This is a genomic window from Mesorhizobium sp. M0152, from assembly GCF_040322415.1.
GTDB lineage: Bacteria > Pseudomonadota > Alphaproteobacteria > Rhizobiales > Rhizobiaceae > Mesorhizobium.
In genome coordinates, this window is sequence record NZ_JAMYTH010000033.1 from 16688 (window position 1) to 35384 (window position 18697).

Here is an 18697-nt window from a genome sequence, read left to right on the forward strand (position 1 = left end):
AGCGTTTGCACCCTCCCCCTCGTGGGGAGGGTCGGCGAGCGGCTTCGCGAAGCGATGAGACGGGGTGGGGGTGGCGACGTCTCCATGCACCAGGACCTTGACATGCTAGACAATCCCCACCCGGCTCCCATTGTTCGCGATCCTCCCCGCCAGGGGGAGAATGAGGCGGCGCCACGCCTGACGCTGTCCGGCGTCTCGAAAAGCTTTCCCGGCGTGCGGGCGCTGCACAATGTCAGCCTGTCGCTCTATCCGGGCCAGGTGACCGCCCTGATCGGCGAGAACGGCGCCGGCAAGTCGACGCTGGTCAAGATCATGACCGGCATCTACCAGCCCGACGCGGGCACGATCAGCATCGACGGGCAGGCCGTCACTCTGCCCAGCGCGCACGCCGCCTTCGGCCATGGCGCTACCGCCATCCATCAAGAAACCGTGCTGTTCGACGATCTGACGGTCGCCGAAAACATCTTTCTCGGCCACGCGCCGCGAACGCGCTTCGGCACCATCGACTGGCGCACGATGCGCAACAATGCGCGCGAAGTGCTCGACACCATGCATGCCGGCCATATCGACGCCGATGCAAGGCTGAAGGATCTCGGCATCGCCAACAAGCATCTTGTCGCCGTAGCGCGGGCGATGTCGATCGACGCGCAGATCGTCATCATGGACGAGCCGACGGCCGCCCTTTCGATGAAGGAGATCGAAGAGCTCTTTTTGCTGATCGAGTTCCTCAAGAGCGAAGGCAAGGCGATCCTGTTCATCAGCCACAAGTTCGACGAGATCTACCGCATCGCCGACCGCTACACGGTGTTCCGCGACGGCGAGATGGTCGGCGAGGGCCTGATCAGGGATGCCAGCCAGGGCCAGATCGTGCGCATGATGGTCGGCCGCGCGGTCGACCACATCTTTCCCCAGCGCAAGGCCGAGATCGGCGCGCCGGTGCTCTCCGTCTCCGGCCTGTCGCACCCCACCGAATTCAACGATATCGGCTTCGAGTTGCACAAGGGCGAGATCCTTGGCTTCTACGGCCTTGTCGGCGCCGGCCGCAGCGAGGTGATGCAGGCGATTTCGGGCATCACCCGCATTTCCAGCGGCACGATCACGCTGGAAGGCAAAACAATAGCGCCGAGATCGGCGGCGGATTCGATCGAGGCCGGCATCGTCTACGTGCCCGAGGAACGCGGCAAGCAAGGCGTGGTGATCGGCCTGCCGATCTTCCAGAATGTTTCTCTCCCGTCGCTGGCACGCACCTCCAAATCGGGCATGCTGCGGCTGGCGGAGGAATTTTCGCTCGCCCGCTCCTACACCGAGCGGCTGGACCTCAGGGCCTCCTCGCTCAGCCAGGATGTCGGCACGCTGTCGGGCGGCAATCAGCAGAAGATCGTCATCGCCAAATGGCTGGCGACCGCGCCCAAGGTGATCATCCTGGACGAACCGACCAAGGGCATCGACATCGGCTCCAAGGCCGCCGTGCACGGCTTCATGGCCGAGCTGGTGGCGCAAGGCCTGTCGGTGATCATGGTGTCGTCGGAGCTGCCTGAAATCCTCGGCATGTCGGACCGCGTCGTCGTCATGCGCGAGGGCCTCGTCGCGGCGGTCTACGACATCAAGGGACTGGACGCCGAGACGCTGGTCAGGACGGCAGCGGGGATCGCGGCATGAAGACTTTTTTCAAATACCGCGAGATCTGGCTGCTGGCGGCAATCGCCGTCTTGATCGGGCTGATCTCGACACGCTTTCCGGCCTTCGCCGATCCGGCCAATCTGCGCCAGGTGTTCAACGACACTTCGATCCTGATGATCCTGGCGCTCGGCCAGATGGTGGTGATCCTGACGCGGTCGATCGACCTGTCGATGGCCTCCAATCTGTGCTTCACCGGCATGGTGGTGGCGATGCTGAACGCCGCGCATCCGGCGATCCCGATCCCGCTGCTGATCGTCATCGCGCTGGCGGTCGGGCTGGTGCTTGGCGCCATCAACGGCCTCCTGGTGTGGCGGCTGAACATCCCCTCGATCGTCGTGACGCTGGGAACGCTCACCATCTATCGCGGCGCCACCTTCGTCATTTCAGGCGGCGCCTGGGTCAATGCCGACAAGATGAGCGCTGATTTCATCGGCTTCCAGCGGGCGGCCTTGCTCGGCATTCCGGTGTTGTCCTGGATCGCCATCCTGGTCATCGCGCTGTTCTTCGTGCTGATGACACGCACCCCGCTCGGCCGCTCGATCTACGCCATCGGCGTCAACCCGACGGCGTCGGTCTATGCCGGCATCGATGTCGGCCGGACGAAATTCATCGTCTTCTGCATCTCCGGCATGATCGGCGGCCTCGCCGGTTATCTCTGGATATCGCGCTATGTCATCGCCTCGGTCGAGGTCGCCAACGGCTATGAGCTCAACATCATCGCCGCCTGCGTCATCGGCGGCATCTCGATCGCCGGCGGCATCGGCTCGGTCGGCGGCGCGGTGCTCGGTGCGCTGTTCCTCGGCATCATTTCCAACGCGCTGCCGGTCATCAACATCTCGCCCTTCTGGCAGATGGCGATTTCGGGCAGCGCCATCATCCTTGCCGTCGTGCTCAACGCGCGCGGCGAACGCCAGCAGGGCCGCATCATCCTGAGAAAAATGGAGGCGGCATGACCGACGTGGCCCTTCGTGTGTTCCAGACGGTCGGACTGTTGCCTGCTGCAACAGTCCTGTTTTCAAAGTCGGCGCTGCCCCTCATCCGCCTTCCGGCACCTTCTCCCCGTACAGTGACGGGGAGAAGGGAAGCGCTCCAACGCTGGCGATCCCCCTCTCCCCGTTCTTCACGGGGAGAGGGTAAGGGTGAGGGGCAGCGCCGACGCCTGCACGGTTTTGCCATATGACCGACATCGCCGACATCCCAGCCCCGCGCCATATTCCCGACCGGCTCGACAAGCCGTTCAGCTCGGCGATCTTTTCGTGGGAAGCGCTGCTGGTCGTGGTGGCGCTCGCCATCTTCGCCATCAACAGCTTCGCCTCGCCCTATTTCCTCGACCCCTATTCGTTGTCGGACCTGACCTTCAACTTCACCGAAAAGGGCCTGATCGCCTTCGCCATGGCGCTGCTGATCATTTCGGGCGAGATCGACCTGTCGGTCGCCGCCATCATCGCGCTGGCGTCGACCATGATGGGCATGGCGGTGCAGGCCGGCGCCGGCACGCCGGTGCTGGTGGCGATCGGCATCGTCGTCGGGCTCGGCTGCGGCGCCTTCAACGGACTGCTGGTAACGCGGCTTGGCCTTCCGTCGATCGTCGTCACCATCGGCACGATGAGCCTGTTTCGCGGCATCGCCTTCATCATCCTCGGCGACCAGGCCTATAAGGGCTATCCCGACAGCTTCGCCTTCTTCGGCCAGGGCTACGTCTGGTGGGTGGTGTCGTTCGAACTGGTGCTCTTCCTCATCGCTGCTGTCGTCTACTGGTTCGTGCTGCACCGCACGAGCTTCGGCCGCCGTGTTTTCGCCATCGGCAACAATCCGGTCGCGGCACAGTTTTCCGGCGTGCGTGTCGGCCGCATCAAATTCATCCTGTTCTGCCTGACCGGGCTGATGTCGGGCGTCGCCTCGGTGCTGATCACCTCGCGGCTCGGCTCGACGCGGCCGTCGATCGCGCAGGGCTACGAGCTCGAGGTCATCACCATGGTGGTGCTCGGCGGCGTCAGCATTCTCGGCGGTGCCGGCAGCATTCTGGGCGTCGTGCTCGCCGCCTTGATCATGGGGCTGGTGACCTTCGGGCTCGGCCTGCTCAACGTGCCCGGCATCGTCATGTCGATCTTCATCGGCCTGTTGCTGATCATCGTCATCGCGCTGCCGATCGTCTGGCGGCGGCTGCGCGGAGGACGCTGATGCCGCAGAAATACGCGTTCAAGATGAAGCTCAGGCCCGGCATGAAGGCCGAGTACAGGAAGCGTCACGACGAGATCTGGCCGTCGCTGGTCGCGCTGCTGAAGCAGGCCGGTGTGTCCGACTATTCCATCCATCTCGACGAGGAGACCAACATCCTGTTCGGCGTGCTGTGGCGGCGGGACGATCACGGCATGGACGATCTGCCGAAGCATCCGGTGATGCAGCGCTGGTGGGCGGACATGGCCGACATCATGGAGACCAAGGCGGACAACGAGCCGGTGGCCGTGCCGCTGGAAACCATGTTCCATATGGAATGAGCGCTTCCAGACACATCGCCGTCATCGACATCGGCAAGACCAACGCCAAGGTGGCGCTGGTCGACCTCGCGACATCGAGCGAGGTCGCGCTGCGCCGCATCGCGAATGCGCCGGTGCGGCAGGCGCCCTATCCGCATCATGATGTCGAGGCGCTGTGGGCGTTCATCCTCGACAGCCTTGCCGGGCTCAACCACGAACAACAAATCGACGCCATATCGATCACCACGCATGGCGCGACGGGCGCGCTGGTCGACGCATCCGGCGAACTGGTGCTGCCGGCGCTCGATTATGAGTTCGACGGGCCCGACAGGCTGGCGGCGGAGTATGACGCGGTGCGCCCGCCCTTCACTGACACCGGCACGCCGCGCCTGCCGCTCGGCCTCAATCTCGGAGCGCAATTCTTCTGGCAGCAGACAAGCTTTCCGGCGGAGTTCGCCAGGGCGGCAGCGATGCTGATGTACCCGCAATATTGGGCGCTGCGGCTGACCGGCATCGCCGCCAACGAGGTGACATCGCTCGGCTGCCACACCGATCTGTGGAACCCATGGGGAGCGGATTTTTCAGCGATGGTCGATCGGCTCGGTTGGCGCGAACTGATGGCGCCGGTGCGGCCAGCCAGGGACCGCCTCGGCCCGATCCTGCCCGCGCTTGCGGCGCGGACCGGGCTCGATCCGCGGACGTCCGTCTTCTGCGGCCTGCACGATTCCAACGCGTCGTTGCTGCCGCACCTCCTCTCCGACACGCCGCCCTTTTCGGTCGTCTCGACCGGCACCTGGGTCGTGTCGATGGCGGTCGGCGGCAAGCCGGTGGGGCTCGACCCGACGCGCGACACGCTGGTCAATGTCAACGCGCTGGGCGATCCCGTCCCCTCGGCTCGTTTCATGGGCGGCCGCGAGTTTTCGCTGCTGACGGAAGGCCAAACGGAAAACTGGACCGAGGGTGACGCCAACGCGGTGCTGTCGCGAAAGACATTGCTGCTGCCCTCGACACAGCAAGGGTCCGGTCCGTTTCCGCATCATACCGCAAGCTGGCGCGACGCTGACGGCATCAACAGCGGCAAACGCTTTGCCGCCGTCTCCTTCTACCTAGCGCTGATGACGGCGACCTGCCTCGACCTGATCGGCGCCGACGGTCCAACAATCGTCGAAGGGCCCTTTGCCCGCAACCGGCTCTTCGTCGGCATGCTGGCGGCAGCGACGGGACGCGCCGTGGTCGCGTCGGAGGCAGCCACCGGCACCAGCATCGGCGCGGCGCTGCTCGCGTCGGACCAGGTTGCGGCGGATGGCAAGGGCGAGCGAACCGAGCCTCCGACCGACGGGATATGGGGTGACTATGTCGGCGCATGGCGCGCCGCGGTCGAGGCAGCCTAATCGCGGGCGTTGGAGTTTGGCGTCGATGGAGTTTGGCATCAACGGTAGTCGGCAACCTTCGAGATTAGCGGAAGCATCTCTCCCGTCGTCATCCTGGGGCGGAGCAAGGAGCGAAGCGACGCAACGCAGACCCCAGGATCCATGCCGCGACGCCTGCCGAGGAATGCAGCGGAAGGGAAGTTTGCACCGTAGCATCGCTCCGAAGTCGCGGCATGGATCCTAGGGTCTGCACGACGGAGCTTCGCTCCTGCTCCGCCCTAGGATGACGAAGTTGGGGAGGGCCTGAGGTTATCTCAGACGATTGAAATCTGTTTCCGCAAGAGGCTATCGAACGGTTGCCAACTTGTCGGAATCGCCGTGTCGCAACCTGACTACAAGATCCGCTTGCCGAAGGCCGACATGACGAAGTTGACCGCATCCGCGGCGATCCGTGGATCCAGATCGGCGGTCAGGCCGGAAACATTCATCGACAACAGCCCGCCCGACAGCGCGATCGCCTCCATCGCCTGATGCGTCTCGCGCACGGTCAGCCCACCGGATCCCGCCGCCCAGCCGGCAAATTCGGTGACGTCAGGCGAATAGGAGACATGAAAACCTTGCGTGCCCGAGCTGGCGATGCGGATCGCCTCGTGCATCAGGTCGCGCATGCCCATGGCGTCGATGTCGGTCATGGTGAAGGCCGAGACGCGCGAATCCTTCAGAACCCGCGCTTCCGCCGGGTCGGCATGACGCAGGCCGACGATGACGACGTTTTCCGGCGACAGCTGCGGCTGCAATGCGCCCGCCTTGTGATCGAGGCAGAGCGCGCGCGCCAGCACCGAGGCTTCCGGCAGGTCGATGCCGTCCTCGTCCTCGGGCATCAGGGCGGCGATGGAATCGATCCAGATCAGCCCGAAGGAATGCGTCGCGCGCGCCGTTGCGGTGAGCGCCTTGTGGGCGATGCGACGGTCGGCGCCCGCACTCAGGCGGATCAGCCCTGAGGGAGGCCGTTCGACATCGGCCAATTCGACGACGTCGAAATTCATCGCTTCCAACCGCGCGCCGGTGCCCTCGCGGGCGAGAATGCCGGCGGCTTCCAGTTCGGCCGAGATGGAAACCATCTTGCGGCCGGAAAAATCCGCGACATCGTGCATCGGCGCCTTCTCGACATATTCCGAAGTCATGGCCAGCAGCATGGCGCCGTAGCTCATACGGAAGGCGACGCGGTCGCCGACGGAAGGCGGCGGATCGGCGTCCTGCACGTCGAGCAGCAGATGGTCGCTGGAGGCGCCGAGCACCCGTACCCCTTTGGCGATCGGCATCAGGCCCTCGACCAGCACGTCCTCGCGGCCGATATTGGCAATGGCGCGCAGCCGGTCGCCCTCGTCGGGGAAGACCGGCTGGTTGCCGAAGGCGTCGTAGCCGGACTGGCCGATCGGTCGTGACGGCTTGAGCTTGACCTCGATGATGTCGCTGGTCAGCCGGCAGGCATCGGGTTCGAGTTCGGCCCACGGCACATCGCGGAAGGTCTCGACGCCGCCTTGCAGGATCGCCTCGCCGACACGCAGATTGTTGATGCCGGCGGGCAGCCTGCCTTCAAGCAGCAGCGGCAGCGACGACGAGGCGCCGCCCGAGATCCAGTCGAGGCTTTTGCCGGACAGGCGCTCGGTCTTGTAGGCATGGGCGACGAGCTGGCCGAGGTTTTCCGGCGTCGGCATGATGGCGCCGAAGCAACCGAGATTGGTGCCGATGCCGGCGATGCGCACGCCCTTCAGTTGCAGGACCTGCTCGACCGTCGGAATGAGGTCGTTCGGCCAGATGCCTTCGCGGAGATCGCCGAGATCGATCATCAGCATGATGTCGTGGACGCGGCCCATGCGCTCGGCAATGCGCGAGATCTCGCGGATGGTGGCGAGTTCCGACTGCAAGCTGACGTCAACGGTGCGCACCACTTCCTCGACGCGCGCCATTGGCGGGCTGCGCAGCAGCATGATCGGCGCGTTGATGCCGCTGTCGCGTAGCCGGCGGATGTTTTCGAAGCGCGATTCGGCAATGCCGGCGACGCCGCCGCGCAGCATGGCGCGCGCCACTTGCGGCATGCCGCAGGTGCCCTTGGTGACGCCGAACACCTTGATTTCAGACAGCGCGCAACGCTCGACGATCGTGCGGGCGTTGCGCTCGATGCGTCCAAGGTCGATGGCGACTTGCGGTCCCGACATCCCTAGCCTCCGTAGACCAGGCCCTGCGGGTCGATCTCGGGCTTGCGGCCGGCGACGAGGTCGGCAAGGAATTTCCCCGAGCCGCAGGCCATGGTCCAGCCGACATGGCCGTGGCCGGTGTCGAGATAGAGGTTTTCGTAACGCGCCCGGCCGATGACCGGCACCGAATTCGGCATCATCGGCCGCAGGCCTGCCCACAGCTCCGCCTTCTTCTCGTCGAAGGCGCCTGGGAATAGGTCCTTGCCGGTCCTGAACATCGCGGCGAAATCGCTCGGCCTGTAAGTGCGGTCGAAGCCGGTGAATTCGGCGGTCGAGGCGAGCCGCAGCCGGTTGCCGAGCCTGGAATAGGCGATCAGCTGGTCCTCGTCGGCGCCGCCCATGGTCGGGCCCTTGGCCTCGTCCTCCAAGGGAATCGTCGCTGTGTAGCCCTTCACCGGATAGACAGGCAGATCGATGCCGTAGCGCCGGCCGAGCAGGCCGCTTTCGGGGCCCATCGAGATGACCACCGCGTCGCCGGTAACCGGCCCGGCCGAGGTCATCACGGCGCGCACCCGGCCGCCCTCCATGTCGAGGCCCTGAACCGTCGTGCCGTAGAGAAATTTCACGCCAAGCTTTTCGGCGGCATGGGCGGCGAGCTTCTCCACGAACTGCCGGGAATCGCCGGTCTGGTCGATCGGCGAATAGACGCCGCCGGCGATCTTTTCCTTGACGCCGGCAAGCCCGGGTTCAAGCTCGACAAGACGGTCGCGGCCAACGATCTCGATCGGCAGTCCATGCTCGGCCAGATAGCGGTAATTGTCGGTACCGGTGTCGAGACTGTGCTGCGAGCGGAAGAAATAGAGAATGCCCTTCTTGCGCTCGTCATAACCGATGCCGGTGTCGGCGCAGATGGCGTTGATGCAATCGCGCGAATAGAGCGCCAGCCGCAGCTTGACCTTGCTGTTGGCGCGCAGCCGCTCTCTTGTGCACTGGCGCAGGAAGCGCAGGCTCCAGGCGAGGAAATAGGGATCGAAGCGCAGCCGCACCTTGATGCCGAGATCATGGTTGTACAGCCCGCGCAGGAACGTCTTCAGCGCCGCCGGCGAGGCCCAGGCGGTGGCATCGCCTGGCGACACCAGGCCGGCATTCGACTGGCTGGTGCCGCGCGCCGGCGCCTGGTGGCGCTCGACCACGGTAACCTCGTGGCCATCGCCGGCCAGATAATAGGCGGCCGCCGTGCCGACGACACCGGCCCCGAGCACCGTTATTTTCATGCCATCCCCCAAGGATCAACCCTGACGAGCCTCAATAGCGCGTCTCGGCGCGCGGGACGAGCCCTCGCGCGGCAATGAGGGGCAGCGCCGACGCCTCAAAGAACCCGTTTTACCCCCGCGCGGAGTTCTTGCTGGTCAGGATGCGCTCCCAGGCGAGCGCGTCGGCCACGATCTGGTCGAGATCGTCGCGTTGCGGGGTCCAGCCGAGTTCGGCGCGGGCGAGATCCGAATTGGCGACCACTGCGGCGGCATCGCCTGGGCGACGGTCGCCCATCTTCACCTCGAAATCATGGCCGAAGGCGCGCCGCACGCTGTCGATGACTTCAAGCACGGAATAGCCATGGCTGTAGCCGCAATTGGCTACGAGGCTGGTGCCACCATCGCGCAGCCGCTGCAAGGCAAGGCGATGCGCCGCCGCCAGGTCGCTGACGTGAATATAGTCGCGCATGCAGGTGCCGTCGGGCGTCGGATAGTCGGTGCCGAACACCTGCATGAACGGACGTTTGCCGAGCGCCGTCTCGCAGGCGACCTTGATCAGGTGGGTGGCGCCCGGCGTCGACTGGCCGGTGCGGCCCCTGGGGTCGGCGCCGGCGACGTTGAAGTAGCGTAGCGCGGTGTAGCGCAGGCCGTGCGCGATCGCCGCGTCGCGCAGCATCCATTCGCTCATCAGCTTGGACAGGCCATAGGGCGATTCCGGCGCCAGGCGAGCATCCTCGCGCACCGGCTCCAGCCCGGCGCCGCCATAGACGGCGGCGGTCGAGGAAAAGATGAAGTTGGGCACGCCTTCGCGCACCGCCGTCTCGATCAGCGTGCGGGTCTTGCAAGTGTTGTTCTCGTAATAGGCGAGCGGGTCGGCGACCGATTCCGGGACGACGATGGAACCGGCGAAATGAATGATCGCGTCGACCTTGTTTTCCCTGATGATCGAACCGACCAATTCCTTGTCGGCGACATCGCCGACGACCAGCTTGGCCTCCGGCGCCACCGCCCATTCGAAACCGGTGGAAAGCCGGTCGAGAACGATCACGCTCTCGCCGGCATCCAGCAATTCCCAGACCATATGGCTGCCGATATAACCGGCACCGCCTGTCACCAAAACCGTCATCCGCATATCCTCGCTTATCCAAGATTTATCGGAAACTGTCTCAAACACCGCCTTACTGGAAAGCCTGCCATATGGCCATTAGAACAGGTAACCAGTGCCGTCCTGGTGTGGCATCATGCCGAAACAAAAGTGATCCACAGAGCTTGTCTCGAGGGGGAATAGGCCACGATCCGCCGTCGTTAGGAACAGGTCCGGGGCGTGGCATTTTGACCAAAACGGCCCGGTGGACGACCAATAGGGCAATGATTATGATCCCGCGCGAAATTGGGAAGCCGACATGAACTACCAGCGGTTCTTCGAAGAAGCGATCGACCAGCTCCATGCGGAGCGTCGCTACCGCGTCTTCGCCGACCTCGAGCGCATCGCGGGCAAGTTTCCGCGCGCCATCTGGCGTGCCAATGGCCGCGCCGAGGAAATCACCGTCTGGTGCTCCAACGATTATCTCGGCATGGGCCAGCATCCCGACGTCATCGCCGCGTTCCAGAATGCGGCCGGCAAGATGGGTTCGGGCGCCGGCGGCACCCGCAACATTTCGGGCACCTCGAACCCGCTGGTCGAGCTCGAAGTCGAGCTTGCCGACCTGCACGACAAGGAAGCGGCACTCGTCTTCACTTCCGGCTTCGTCTCCAACGAAGCCTCGATCTCGACCATTGCCCGGCTTCTGCCCAATTGCCTGATCATCTCGGACGAGCTGAACCACGCCTCGATGATCGAAGGCGTGCGGCGCTCGGGCGCCGAGAAGAAGATCTTCCGCCACAACGACGTCGCGCATCTGGAAAGCCTTTTGCAGGCCGCCGGCCGCGAACGCGCCAAGCTGGTCGTCTTCGAGTCCGTCTATTCGATGGACGGCGACATCGCGCCGATCAGAGAGATCGTCGAACTCGCCGAGCGCTACAATGCCATGACCTATATAGACGAGGTCCATGCCGTCGGCATGTATGGACCGCGCGGCGGCGGCATCACCGAGCGCGAGGGCCTGGCCGACCGCATCGACATCATCGAAGGCACGCTCGCCAAGGCATTCGGCACGCTGGGCGGCTATATCACCGGCACCAGCGCTGTCATCGACGCGGTGCGTTCCTATGCGCCGGGGTTCATCTTCACCACGGCGCTGCCGCCGGCGATCGCCGCGGCTGCGACCACCTCGATCCGCCATCTCAAGCGCTCGCAGGCCGAGCGCGACGCGCAGCAGCGGCAGGCCGCCAGGACCAAGCAGGTCCTCTCGGCCGCCGGCCTGCCGGTGATGGACTCGCCGACCCATATCGTGCCGGTGCTGGTCGGCGACCCCGAACTCTGCAAGATGGCCAGCGACCGCCTGCTCGGCGTGCACGGGCTCTACATCCAGCCGATCAACTATCCGACCGTGCCGCGCGGCACCGAACGGCTGCGCATCACGCCGACGCCGTTCCATTCCGACGCGCTGATCGCCGAGTTGCGGGACGCGCTGGTCGAGACCTGGGATGCGCTCGGCATTCCCTACGGTTCGGCCGGCCGGCCCTCCGTGGCCAAGAGCGACCGCGTCATTCCGCTGCTGGTGCCCAAGTCGGGGGGATAGCCCGTTCCGCAGCAGGCGGTCGGTCGAGCAGGCCTACCTCCAACGCCGCGACGCTTTCCCATGGCCGAGGAATGCAACGTCGAAGCCTGTTACCGCGCATCCAGCCCGGCCTGCTTCTCAAACCGCTTCCATCCACTTCGCCAGCCGGTGCGCCGCTTCCTCGATCTGGTCGAGGCGGCGGTGGAAGCACAGCCTGAGGAAGGCTTCGCCGCCGGGGCCGAAAGCGGTGCCGGGGGCCAGGCCGACATTGGCCTTGTCGACGATTTCGAAGGCGGCGGCACGGGAATCGGCGATGCCGTCGACGGTGAAGAACAGGTAGAAGGCGCCCTGCGGCACGGTGAATCGCGCGCGCCCAGTGGCGCCCAGAATGCCGCAGACCAGGTCGCGCGCTTTCCGCGCCCGTTCCACCTGCTCGGCGACGAAGGCGTCGCCCCCGTCAAGGGCCGCGACCGCGCCACGCTGCATGAACTGTGCGACGCCGGAATTCGAATACTGGATCAGGTTCTCGAACACTTGCTGCAAGCTCGGATGCGTCTTGATCCAGCCGACGCGCCAGCCGGTCATCGCCCAGTTCTTGGAAAAACTGTTGACGAACAGGATACGGTCTTCGGCGGTCGCGATGTCGAGGAAGGACGGCGCGCGGCCGTGGCCGTAGTGGAACAGCGAATAGATCTCGTCGGCGATGATCCACAGTTTCCTGGCACGCGCGAGATCGAGGATCGCTTGCAAGGTTTCATGATCGGCGGTCCAGCCGGTCGGGTTCGACGGCGTGTTGATGAACAACGCCTTGGTGCGCGGCGTGATCGCCGCCGCGATCTTCTCGACGTCGCAGGACCAGCCATTGCCGGAGTGATCGAGCGTGACCGCTACCGGCACGGCTCCCGATATGGCGGCGGCAGCATCGAAATTCGGCCAGGCCGGCGACAGGTAAACGACCTCGTCGCCGGCGCCGGCGAGCGCGTCCAGCGCCAGCTGGATGGCATGCATGCCCGAGCCGGTGACGATGAATTGCTCCTCCGGGAAAGTCTTGCCGAAATGCCTGGCATAATAGCGGGCCAGCGCCTGCCTGAGATCGGGAATGCCCCTTTGCCAGGTGTAGAACGTCTCGCCGCCGGCCAGCGCCCTCGACGCGGCATCGGTGATGAAGGCGGGCGTCGGCAGATCGCCCTCACCGGCCCAGAGCGGGATCATGCCCTCGCGCAGGCGGCCGTAATTGACGACGGCGACAATGCCGCTTTCGGGCGCGGCGCGGGCTTCGGCACGCAAGCTGTCGATCAGGGTCATGGGTGGGTCCGTTGTCTGGCGTTGGTCGGCGCTCCTTAGCAGATACGGAAACAGAAAACCCCGGCCGCGAACGACCGGGGTTTTGGTCCAGCAATGCGGCCCGGGTTAACGCCTGGCGAGAAGATCGCGGATTTCGGTGAGCAGCGCGACGTCGGCGGGCGGTGGCGCGGCGGCTGGTGCCGGCTTCTCGGCCTCGAGCCGCTTGCGCAGATTGTTCACGGCCTTGACCATGAGGAAGATGATGAAGGCGAGGATGATGAAATTCAGCACTACGGTGATGAAGCTGCCATAGGCGAAAACGGCGCCCTCTTTCTTGGCGTCGGCCAGCGCGGCCGAATGGACGTTCGAGGACAATCCAAAGAAATAGTTGTTGAAGTCCAACCCACCGAAAATCGCACCGATGATGGGCATGATGATGTCGTTGACCAGCGAATCGACGATCTTGCCGAAGGCAGCGCCGATGATGACGCCGACGGCCAAGTCCATCACGTTGCCCTTGGAGATGAACTCCTGGAATTCTTTCAGCATTCCGACCCTCCTTATCCATGAGCGGCCGCCCTGCCGTCCCATCCCCACGGCATCGGCCCAGGGCACCATAACAAAAACCTGAGGTTGCAACATCGGCAAAAAGCGGGAAGGCAACAGCTTTCCCCTTCCCTGGCAGTACCTTGGGCGCGCCTTGATGGTGCCGTCTCGCTCCCGCGGCCGCGACCATGCTGCCAAAGCCGCGATGGACTCGGACGCCAAGCTGTGGTTGCGTCCGGGCAAGCCGGGTGAAACACGGCAAAGGAGGAAATTCCAGGCGTGCAGGGCTTGTTCATCGTCATCATCGCGATCGCCTATGTGACGCTGCTGTTCGCCATCGCCAGCCTGGGCGACCGGCGCTCGGCCAAATCCGGGTCCAGCCGGGCGCGGCCCTTCATCTACGCGCTCAGCCTAGCCATCTACTGCACCTCCTGGACCTTCTTCGGCTCGGTCGGCCTCTCCTCCGAACGCGGCCTCGAATTCCTCGGCATCTATACCGGCCCGGTGCTGGTGTTCGTGTTCGGTTTTCCCTTGCTCAACCGCATCGTGCGGCTGGCCAAGACCGAGAAGATCACCTCGATCGCCGACTTCCTCGGCGCGCGCTACGGCAAAAGCTTCACCGTCGCGGCGATCGCCACGCTGATCGCCACCATCGGCGCGATTCCCTATATCGCGCTGCAGCTGAAGGCGATCTCGGGTTCGGTCAGCCTGATGGTCGAGCATTATACCGGTTCGCCGCCTTCCTTCGATCCGTTCGTCAGCGACATCTCGCTGGTCGTCGCCATGCTCCTGGCGCTGTTCGCGGTGCTGTTCGGCACCCGCCATGCCGACGCGACGGAGCACCAGGACGGGCTGGTGCTGGCGGTGGCGGTCGAAACCGTGGTCAAGCTCGCCGCTTTCCTGGCGATCGGCCTGATGGTCATCTTCCTGATCTTCGGCGGCCCGGGCGACATGTTCGCGAAGCTGGCACAGAATGCGCAGGTGCGTCAGGCGATGGGCTACAACACCTCGCTCGCCACCTGGCTGGTGCTGACCGGCTTGAGCGGCTTCGCCATCATCATGCTGCCGCGCCAGTTCTACGTCACCATCGTCGAGAACCGCGGCGAAGCCGAGTTGCGCACCGCCACATGGGTGTTTCCGCTCTATCTCGTGGCGATCAATTTGTTCGTGCTGCCGATCGCGTTCGCCGGCCTGTCGCTGGTCGGCACCGGGACCAGCAGCGATCTCTACGTGCTGTCGCTGCCCCTGTTCAGCGGCCATGACCTGCTGGCGATGGCGGCCTTCATCGGCGGCCTGTCGGCGGCGACAGCCATGGTCATCGTCGAAAGCGTGGCGCTGTCGATCATGATCTCCAACGACCTCGTCATTCCGCTGTTCGTGCGCCGCCTGCTCAAGACCTCGACGTCCGAGAACGAAGACTGGTCGACGCTCATCCTCAATGTGCGGCGCGGGGCGATCTTCATCCTGCTGTTCATCGCCTTCCTCTACTACCGCGAGAGCACCAACAGCGCGCGCCTGTCGTCGATCGGCCTGATGTCCTTCGCGGCGATCGCCCAGTTCGCGCCGGCGCTGATCGGCGGCCTGATCTGGCGCGGCGCCAATGGGCGGGGCGCCGCGCTCGGCATGGTCGCCGGGATTCTCATCTGGGGCTACACGCTGCTGTTGCCCTCGCTTGTCGCGACCGACACCGACATCATCGTGTACGGCCTGTTCGGTTTCGAGGCGCTGCGTCCGCAGGCATTGTTCGGCACGGTGGCCGAACCGCTGAACCACGGCGTCTTGTGGAGCTTGTCGATCAACGCCGTGTTCTTCGTCCTGGGCTCGCTCTCCCGCGCCTCGGTGCCGCTGGAACGCATCCAGGCGGCGATCTTCGTGCCGCGCGAGGCCGGCCCGATGCCCAGCCTGCGCCGCTTCCGCACCGCCATTACCGTCAACGACCTCAAGGACACGATCGCGCGCTATCTCGGCGTCGAGCGCACCGAGCGCTCGTTCCAGTCGTTCGAAAAGACCAATGGCATTTCGCTACACGGCAACGAACAGGCGAGCATGGACGTCATCCGCTTTTCCGAGCAGTTGCTGGCGAGCGCCGTCGGATCTTCGTCGGCGCGGCTGATCCTGTCGCTGCTGTTCCGGCGCCACGACCGCGAATCCCGGGACGCCTTCCGCTTGCTCGACGACGCCACCGAGGCGCTGCAGCACAACCGCGACCTCCTGCAGATCGCGCTCGACCAGATGGAGCAAGGGATCACCGTCTTCGACCGCGATTTCCGCCTGATCTGCTGGAACCGCCAGTACCGGACGCTGTTCGACCTGCCCGACGAGATGGGCCAGGTCGGCGTCTCGCTCGATCAGATCCTGCGCCATCTCGCCGAGCGCGGCGACATCCCCGCCGATCAGCGCGTGACGATGCTCAACCGGCTGACCAGTTTCGTCAGCCCGTGGCAGATGGAGCTGAAGACCAGCGGCCGCATCCTGGAGCTGCGCTCCAACCCTATGCCGGACGGCGGCATCGTCGCCACCTATGCCGACATTTCCGGGCGCGTCGAGCAGGATCTGGCGCTGAAGCGTGCCAATGAATCGCTGGAACAACGGGTCAAGACCCGCACGATAGAACTGACCCGCGTCAATGAGGAACTGGCACAGGCGCAGATGCTGGCGGAGGAGGCCAATCTAGGCAAGACGCGCTTCCTCGCCGCCGCCGGCCACGACATCCTCCAGCCCTTGAACGCCGCCCGGCTCTATTGCTCATCGCTGATCGAAAAGGCCGGCAAGGGACCGGCCGGCAAGGCGGCGGTCAACATCGAATCCTCGCTGGAATCGGTCGAGACCATTCTCGGCGCCGTGCTCGACATCTCCCGGCTGGATGCCGGCGCGATGAAGCCCGACGACACCGCTTTCAACCTCGACGGGTTGCTACGCCAGATCGGCAACGATTTCCGGCCGCTGGCCGCCGAAAAGAAGCTCGGCCTGACGATCATGCCGTCGTCGCTGACGGTGATGACGGACCGCAATTTGTTGCGCCGCCTGATCCAGAACCTCGTCTCCAATGCCATCAAATACACGCGCCAGGGCCGCATCCTGGTCGGCGTGCGGCGGCGCGGCGAACTGGCCGAAATCCAGGTGATCGACACCGGCATCGGCATCGCCGGCGACAAGCTGAACACCGTCTTCCATGAATTCACCCGGCTGGACGAAGGCGCGCGCGAGGCCGAGGGCCTCGGCCTCGGCCTGTCCATCGTCGACCGCATCGCTCGGGTCTTGCGCCTGGAGATCCGGATCTTTTCCAATCCGGGCAAGGGCACGCGTTTCTCCGTCATCCTGCCTGTCGCGGCGGTGCAAGAGAGACGGCGCGAGATCGAAACCAGGCCTCCTGCCCGTGCCACGGCTTCGCTGGCCGGGCTGCGCGTTCTGTGTATCGACAACGATGCCCACATCCTGGAAGGCATGCGGCTGTTGCTCGAAGGCTGGGGCTGCAGCGTCGACACAGTGTCCGGCTCGCTGGATCTGCAGAGCGCAGCGAGCGGCCGCCCCGACATCGTCCTTGCCGATTACCATCTCGTCGGCGAAACCGGCCTCGACATCATCGTCAGGCTGCGCGCGGTCCATGGCGAGGACCTGCCGGCCGTGCTGGTCACCGCCGACCGCTCCAACGAGGTGCGCACCGACGCCGGCAGGCTGGAAATTCCGGTGATCAACAAGCCGCTGAAGCCCGCGGTGCTGCGCTCGATGATGGCAAGGGTCAGGCCACTGGCGCCGGCGGCCGAATGATTTCAGGGCGTTTGCCCCCTCTGGCCTGCATCAGCCATGTTCGAGGCTTTTGAGATAGGCGCAGAACATATCGGCCATGGCGTCGGCGTAGGCTTCGATCTCGGCAGACGTTCGAGGGGTTTCGGAGAACTGCTTTCCCACCGCGCCGAGCGTGGTGGTGACCAGGTCGCCGGCCAAGGCACGGACCGCTTCAGAGGCCTCGGGCAGCGCCTCCTGCATGAAGGTCTGGATGGTGTGTTCTCCGGAGGCCCGGACCTCGTGCGCCTCCGGCGCGTGGCGATAGAGGGGAGCGGCGTCGTTGAGCGCGACGCGCACCGCGGCCTCTTCGCACTCCGAGCGGACGAAAGCGTGGACCAGGATACGCAGCCGTTCGAGCGGCGGTTTCCGGCTCTCCTGAAGGATGTCGCGCAGCAGATCGGTGGTCTGCCGCCATTCGTCGCTCTGAAGCCGGAACAACAAGGCCGCCTTGTTCGGGAAATACTGATAGAGCGACCCGACACTGACGCCGGCCTTCTCGGCCACGCGCGTGGTGGTGAAACGCTGCGCGCCTTCGCTCGCCAAAACCTGAACAGCAGCCTCCAGGATCGCGGCGACGAGCTCCGTCGCACGTGCTTGCTTGGGCTGTTTTCGCGAGGAAATCGAAGGGCTTGGGCGTTCGGTCATATCTCGGTTCGGCAATGCGAATTGGAAACCTGAAGGTTTATTCGTATTTTGAACTCGACGCAAGAACGCGCTCATTTTTGACCGGAGACTGTCATGAACACCCTGACCGACACCCCGCTGGCGTCCCTGCTCGCCCGCCTGTTCGAAGAGGCCGACGCGGCGACCAGCCCGGCAACGGCCGAGTTGTCGCGCGAAGAGCGGACACGCCTGCTCGAGAGCAAGACCGAATATGTTGATCTCTACGGACGGCTGAAGGATCTCTGGCTTGCTGTTTCCCCGGAGACGGGCACGTTGCTCTACATGCTGGCGCGAAGCAGTGGCGCGCGTGTGATCATCGAATTCGGAACTTCGTTCGGCATCTCGAGCCTCTACCTTGCCGCGGCGCTTAGGGACAATGGCGGCGGTCGCCTGATCACCACCGAGTTCGAGCCGTCCAAGGTGATGCGGGCCAAGGCCAACCTGATCGAGGGCGGCCTCATCGACCTGGTGGAGGTCCGCGAGGGAGACGCGCTCGAGACCCTTGCCGCCGACCTGCCCGAAACGATCGACCTGCTGCTGCTCGACGGCGCCAAGGCGATCTACCCGGAGATCCTCAGCCTGGTCGAGAGCCGCCTGAGGCCAGGTGCGCTGGTCATCGCCGACAACGCCGATTTCTGTCCCGAATATCTGGAGCGCGTGCGCTCGCCCACGGGCGGCTACATGTCCACGCCTTTCAGCGACGACGTCGAACTGTCGATGCGGCTAGGCTGAAGCCGGCGGCCAGCCTGCCCGCGCGAACGGAACCAGCTCCAGTGGCCC

The 18697-nt window shown here is 64.8% G+C and carries 14 protein-coding genes; 8 read left to right on the forward strand and 6 right to left on the reverse strand.

The annotated features are described in order from the left end of the window. Positions 1 to 102: 102 nt before the first annotated feature. The 5 genes from NKJ26_RS25750 to NKJ26_RS25770 all read left to right on the forward strand — a co-directional run bounded on the left by NKJ26_RS25750 (position 103) and on the right by NKJ26_RS25770 (position 5548). Complete coding sequence (locus NKJ26_RS25750; protein WP_352698030.1) at positions 103 to 1659, forward strand: sugar ABC transporter ATP-binding protein; 1557 nt, start codon at positions 103 to 105, stop codon at positions 1657 to 1659. Continuing rightward, positions 1656 to 2633: an ABC transporter permease gene (locus NKJ26_RS25755; protein ID WP_352698032.1), complete on the forward strand. Its 978-nt coding sequence runs from the start codon at positions 1656 to 1658 to the stop codon at positions 2631 to 2633. The genes NKJ26_RS25750 and NKJ26_RS25755 overlap by 4 nt, the downstream gene beginning before the upstream one ends. A gap of 232 nt (positions 2634 to 2865) precedes the next feature. Further along, positions 2866 to 3861 (forward strand): ABC transporter permease, encoded by a 996-nt coding sequence (locus NKJ26_RS25760; protein ID WP_352607547.1) that lies wholly within the window; start codon positions 2866 to 2868, stop codon positions 3859 to 3861. Next, a complete protein-coding gene (gene rhaM / locus NKJ26_RS25765) occupies positions 3861 to 4178 on the forward strand; it encodes an L-rhamnose mutarotase (protein ID WP_352698034.1) in 318 nt (105 codons plus the stop codon). The genes NKJ26_RS25760 and rhaM overlap by 1 nt, the downstream gene beginning before the upstream one ends. After that, on the forward strand, positions 4175 to 5548 hold the full coding sequence (locus NKJ26_RS25770) for an FGGY-family carbohydrate kinase (RefSeq protein ID WP_352698036.1): 1374 nt from the start codon (positions 4175 to 4177) through the stop codon (positions 5546 to 5548). The genes rhaM and NKJ26_RS25770 overlap by 4 nt, the downstream gene beginning before the upstream one ends. Before the next feature lie 371 nt (positions 5549 to 5919). Here NKJ26_RS25770 and NKJ26_RS25775 read toward each other — a convergent pair whose 3' ends face one another. The 3 genes from NKJ26_RS25775 to galE all read right to left on the reverse strand — a co-directional run bounded on the left by NKJ26_RS25775 (position 5920) and on the right by galE (position 10104). Continuing rightward, positions 5920 to 7746 carry an alanine racemase gene (locus NKJ26_RS25775; protein ID WP_352698037.1) on the reverse strand — a complete coding sequence of 609 codons (1827 nt, stop codon included), beginning with the start codon at positions 7744 to 7746 and terminating at the stop codon, positions 5920 to 5922. 2 nt (positions 7747 to 7748) lie between these two features. Beyond that, positions 7749 to 8999 carry a D-amino acid dehydrogenase gene (locus tag NKJ26_RS25780; RefSeq protein WP_352698039.1) on the reverse strand — a complete coding sequence of 417 codons (1251 nt, stop codon included), beginning with the start codon at positions 8997 to 8999 and terminating at the stop codon, positions 7749 to 7751. Between the two features lie 109 nt (positions 9000 to 9108). Continuing rightward, a complete protein-coding gene (gene galE / locus NKJ26_RS25785) occupies positions 9109 to 10104 on the reverse strand; it encodes a UDP-glucose 4-epimerase GalE (protein WP_352698041.1) in 996 nt (331 codons plus the stop codon). A 277-nt stretch (positions 10105 to 10381) separates the two neighbouring features. On the opposite strand from galE, the gene hemA reads away from it, so the two are divergent. Then, the gene (hemA, locus tag NKJ26_RS25790; RefSeq protein WP_352698043.1) at positions 10382 to 11659 is read left to right on the forward strand and encodes a 5-aminolevulinate synthase; all 1278 of its coding nucleotides are present in this window, start codon (positions 10382 to 10384) and stop codon (positions 11657 to 11659) included. Positions 11660 to 11776: 117 nt separating this feature from the next. Here the strand turns inward: hemA and NKJ26_RS25795 are convergent, their stop codons facing one another. Next, positions 11777 to 12943 (reverse strand): pyridoxal phosphate-dependent aminotransferase, encoded by a 1167-nt coding sequence (locus NKJ26_RS25795; RefSeq protein WP_352698045.1) that lies wholly within the window; start codon positions 12941 to 12943, stop codon positions 11777 to 11779. Positions 12944 to 13048: 105 nt separating this feature from the next. Continuing rightward, positions 13049 to 13471 (reverse strand): large conductance mechanosensitive channel protein MscL, encoded by a 423-nt coding sequence (gene mscL, locus NKJ26_RS25800; protein ID WP_352608004.1) that lies wholly within the window; start codon positions 13469 to 13471, stop codon positions 13049 to 13051. 276 nt (positions 13472 to 13747) lie between these two features. Here mscL and NKJ26_RS25805 point away from each other — a divergent pair, with 276 nt between their 5' ends. Then, positions 13748 to 17236, forward strand: coding sequence for a PAS domain-containing hybrid sensor histidine kinase/response regulator (locus NKJ26_RS25805; protein WP_352698047.1), 3489 nt, complete (start codon positions 13748 to 13750; stop codon positions 17234 to 17236). 30 nt (positions 17237 to 17266) lie between these two features. Here the strand turns inward: NKJ26_RS25805 and NKJ26_RS25810 are convergent, their stop codons facing one another. After that, positions 17267 to 17899 (reverse strand): TetR/AcrR family transcriptional regulator, encoded by a 633-nt coding sequence (locus tag NKJ26_RS25810; RefSeq protein ID WP_352698075.1) that lies wholly within the window; start codon positions 17897 to 17899, stop codon positions 17267 to 17269. A gap of 93 nt (positions 17900 to 17992) precedes the next feature. Between NKJ26_RS25810 and NKJ26_RS25815 the strand changes: the two genes are divergently transcribed. After that, the gene (locus NKJ26_RS25815) at positions 17993 to 18649 is read left to right on the forward strand and encodes an O-methyltransferase (protein WP_352698049.1); all 657 of its coding nucleotides are present in this window, start codon (positions 17993 to 17995) and stop codon (positions 18647 to 18649) included. The last annotated feature ends 48 nt before the right edge of the window (positions 18650 to 18697 follow it).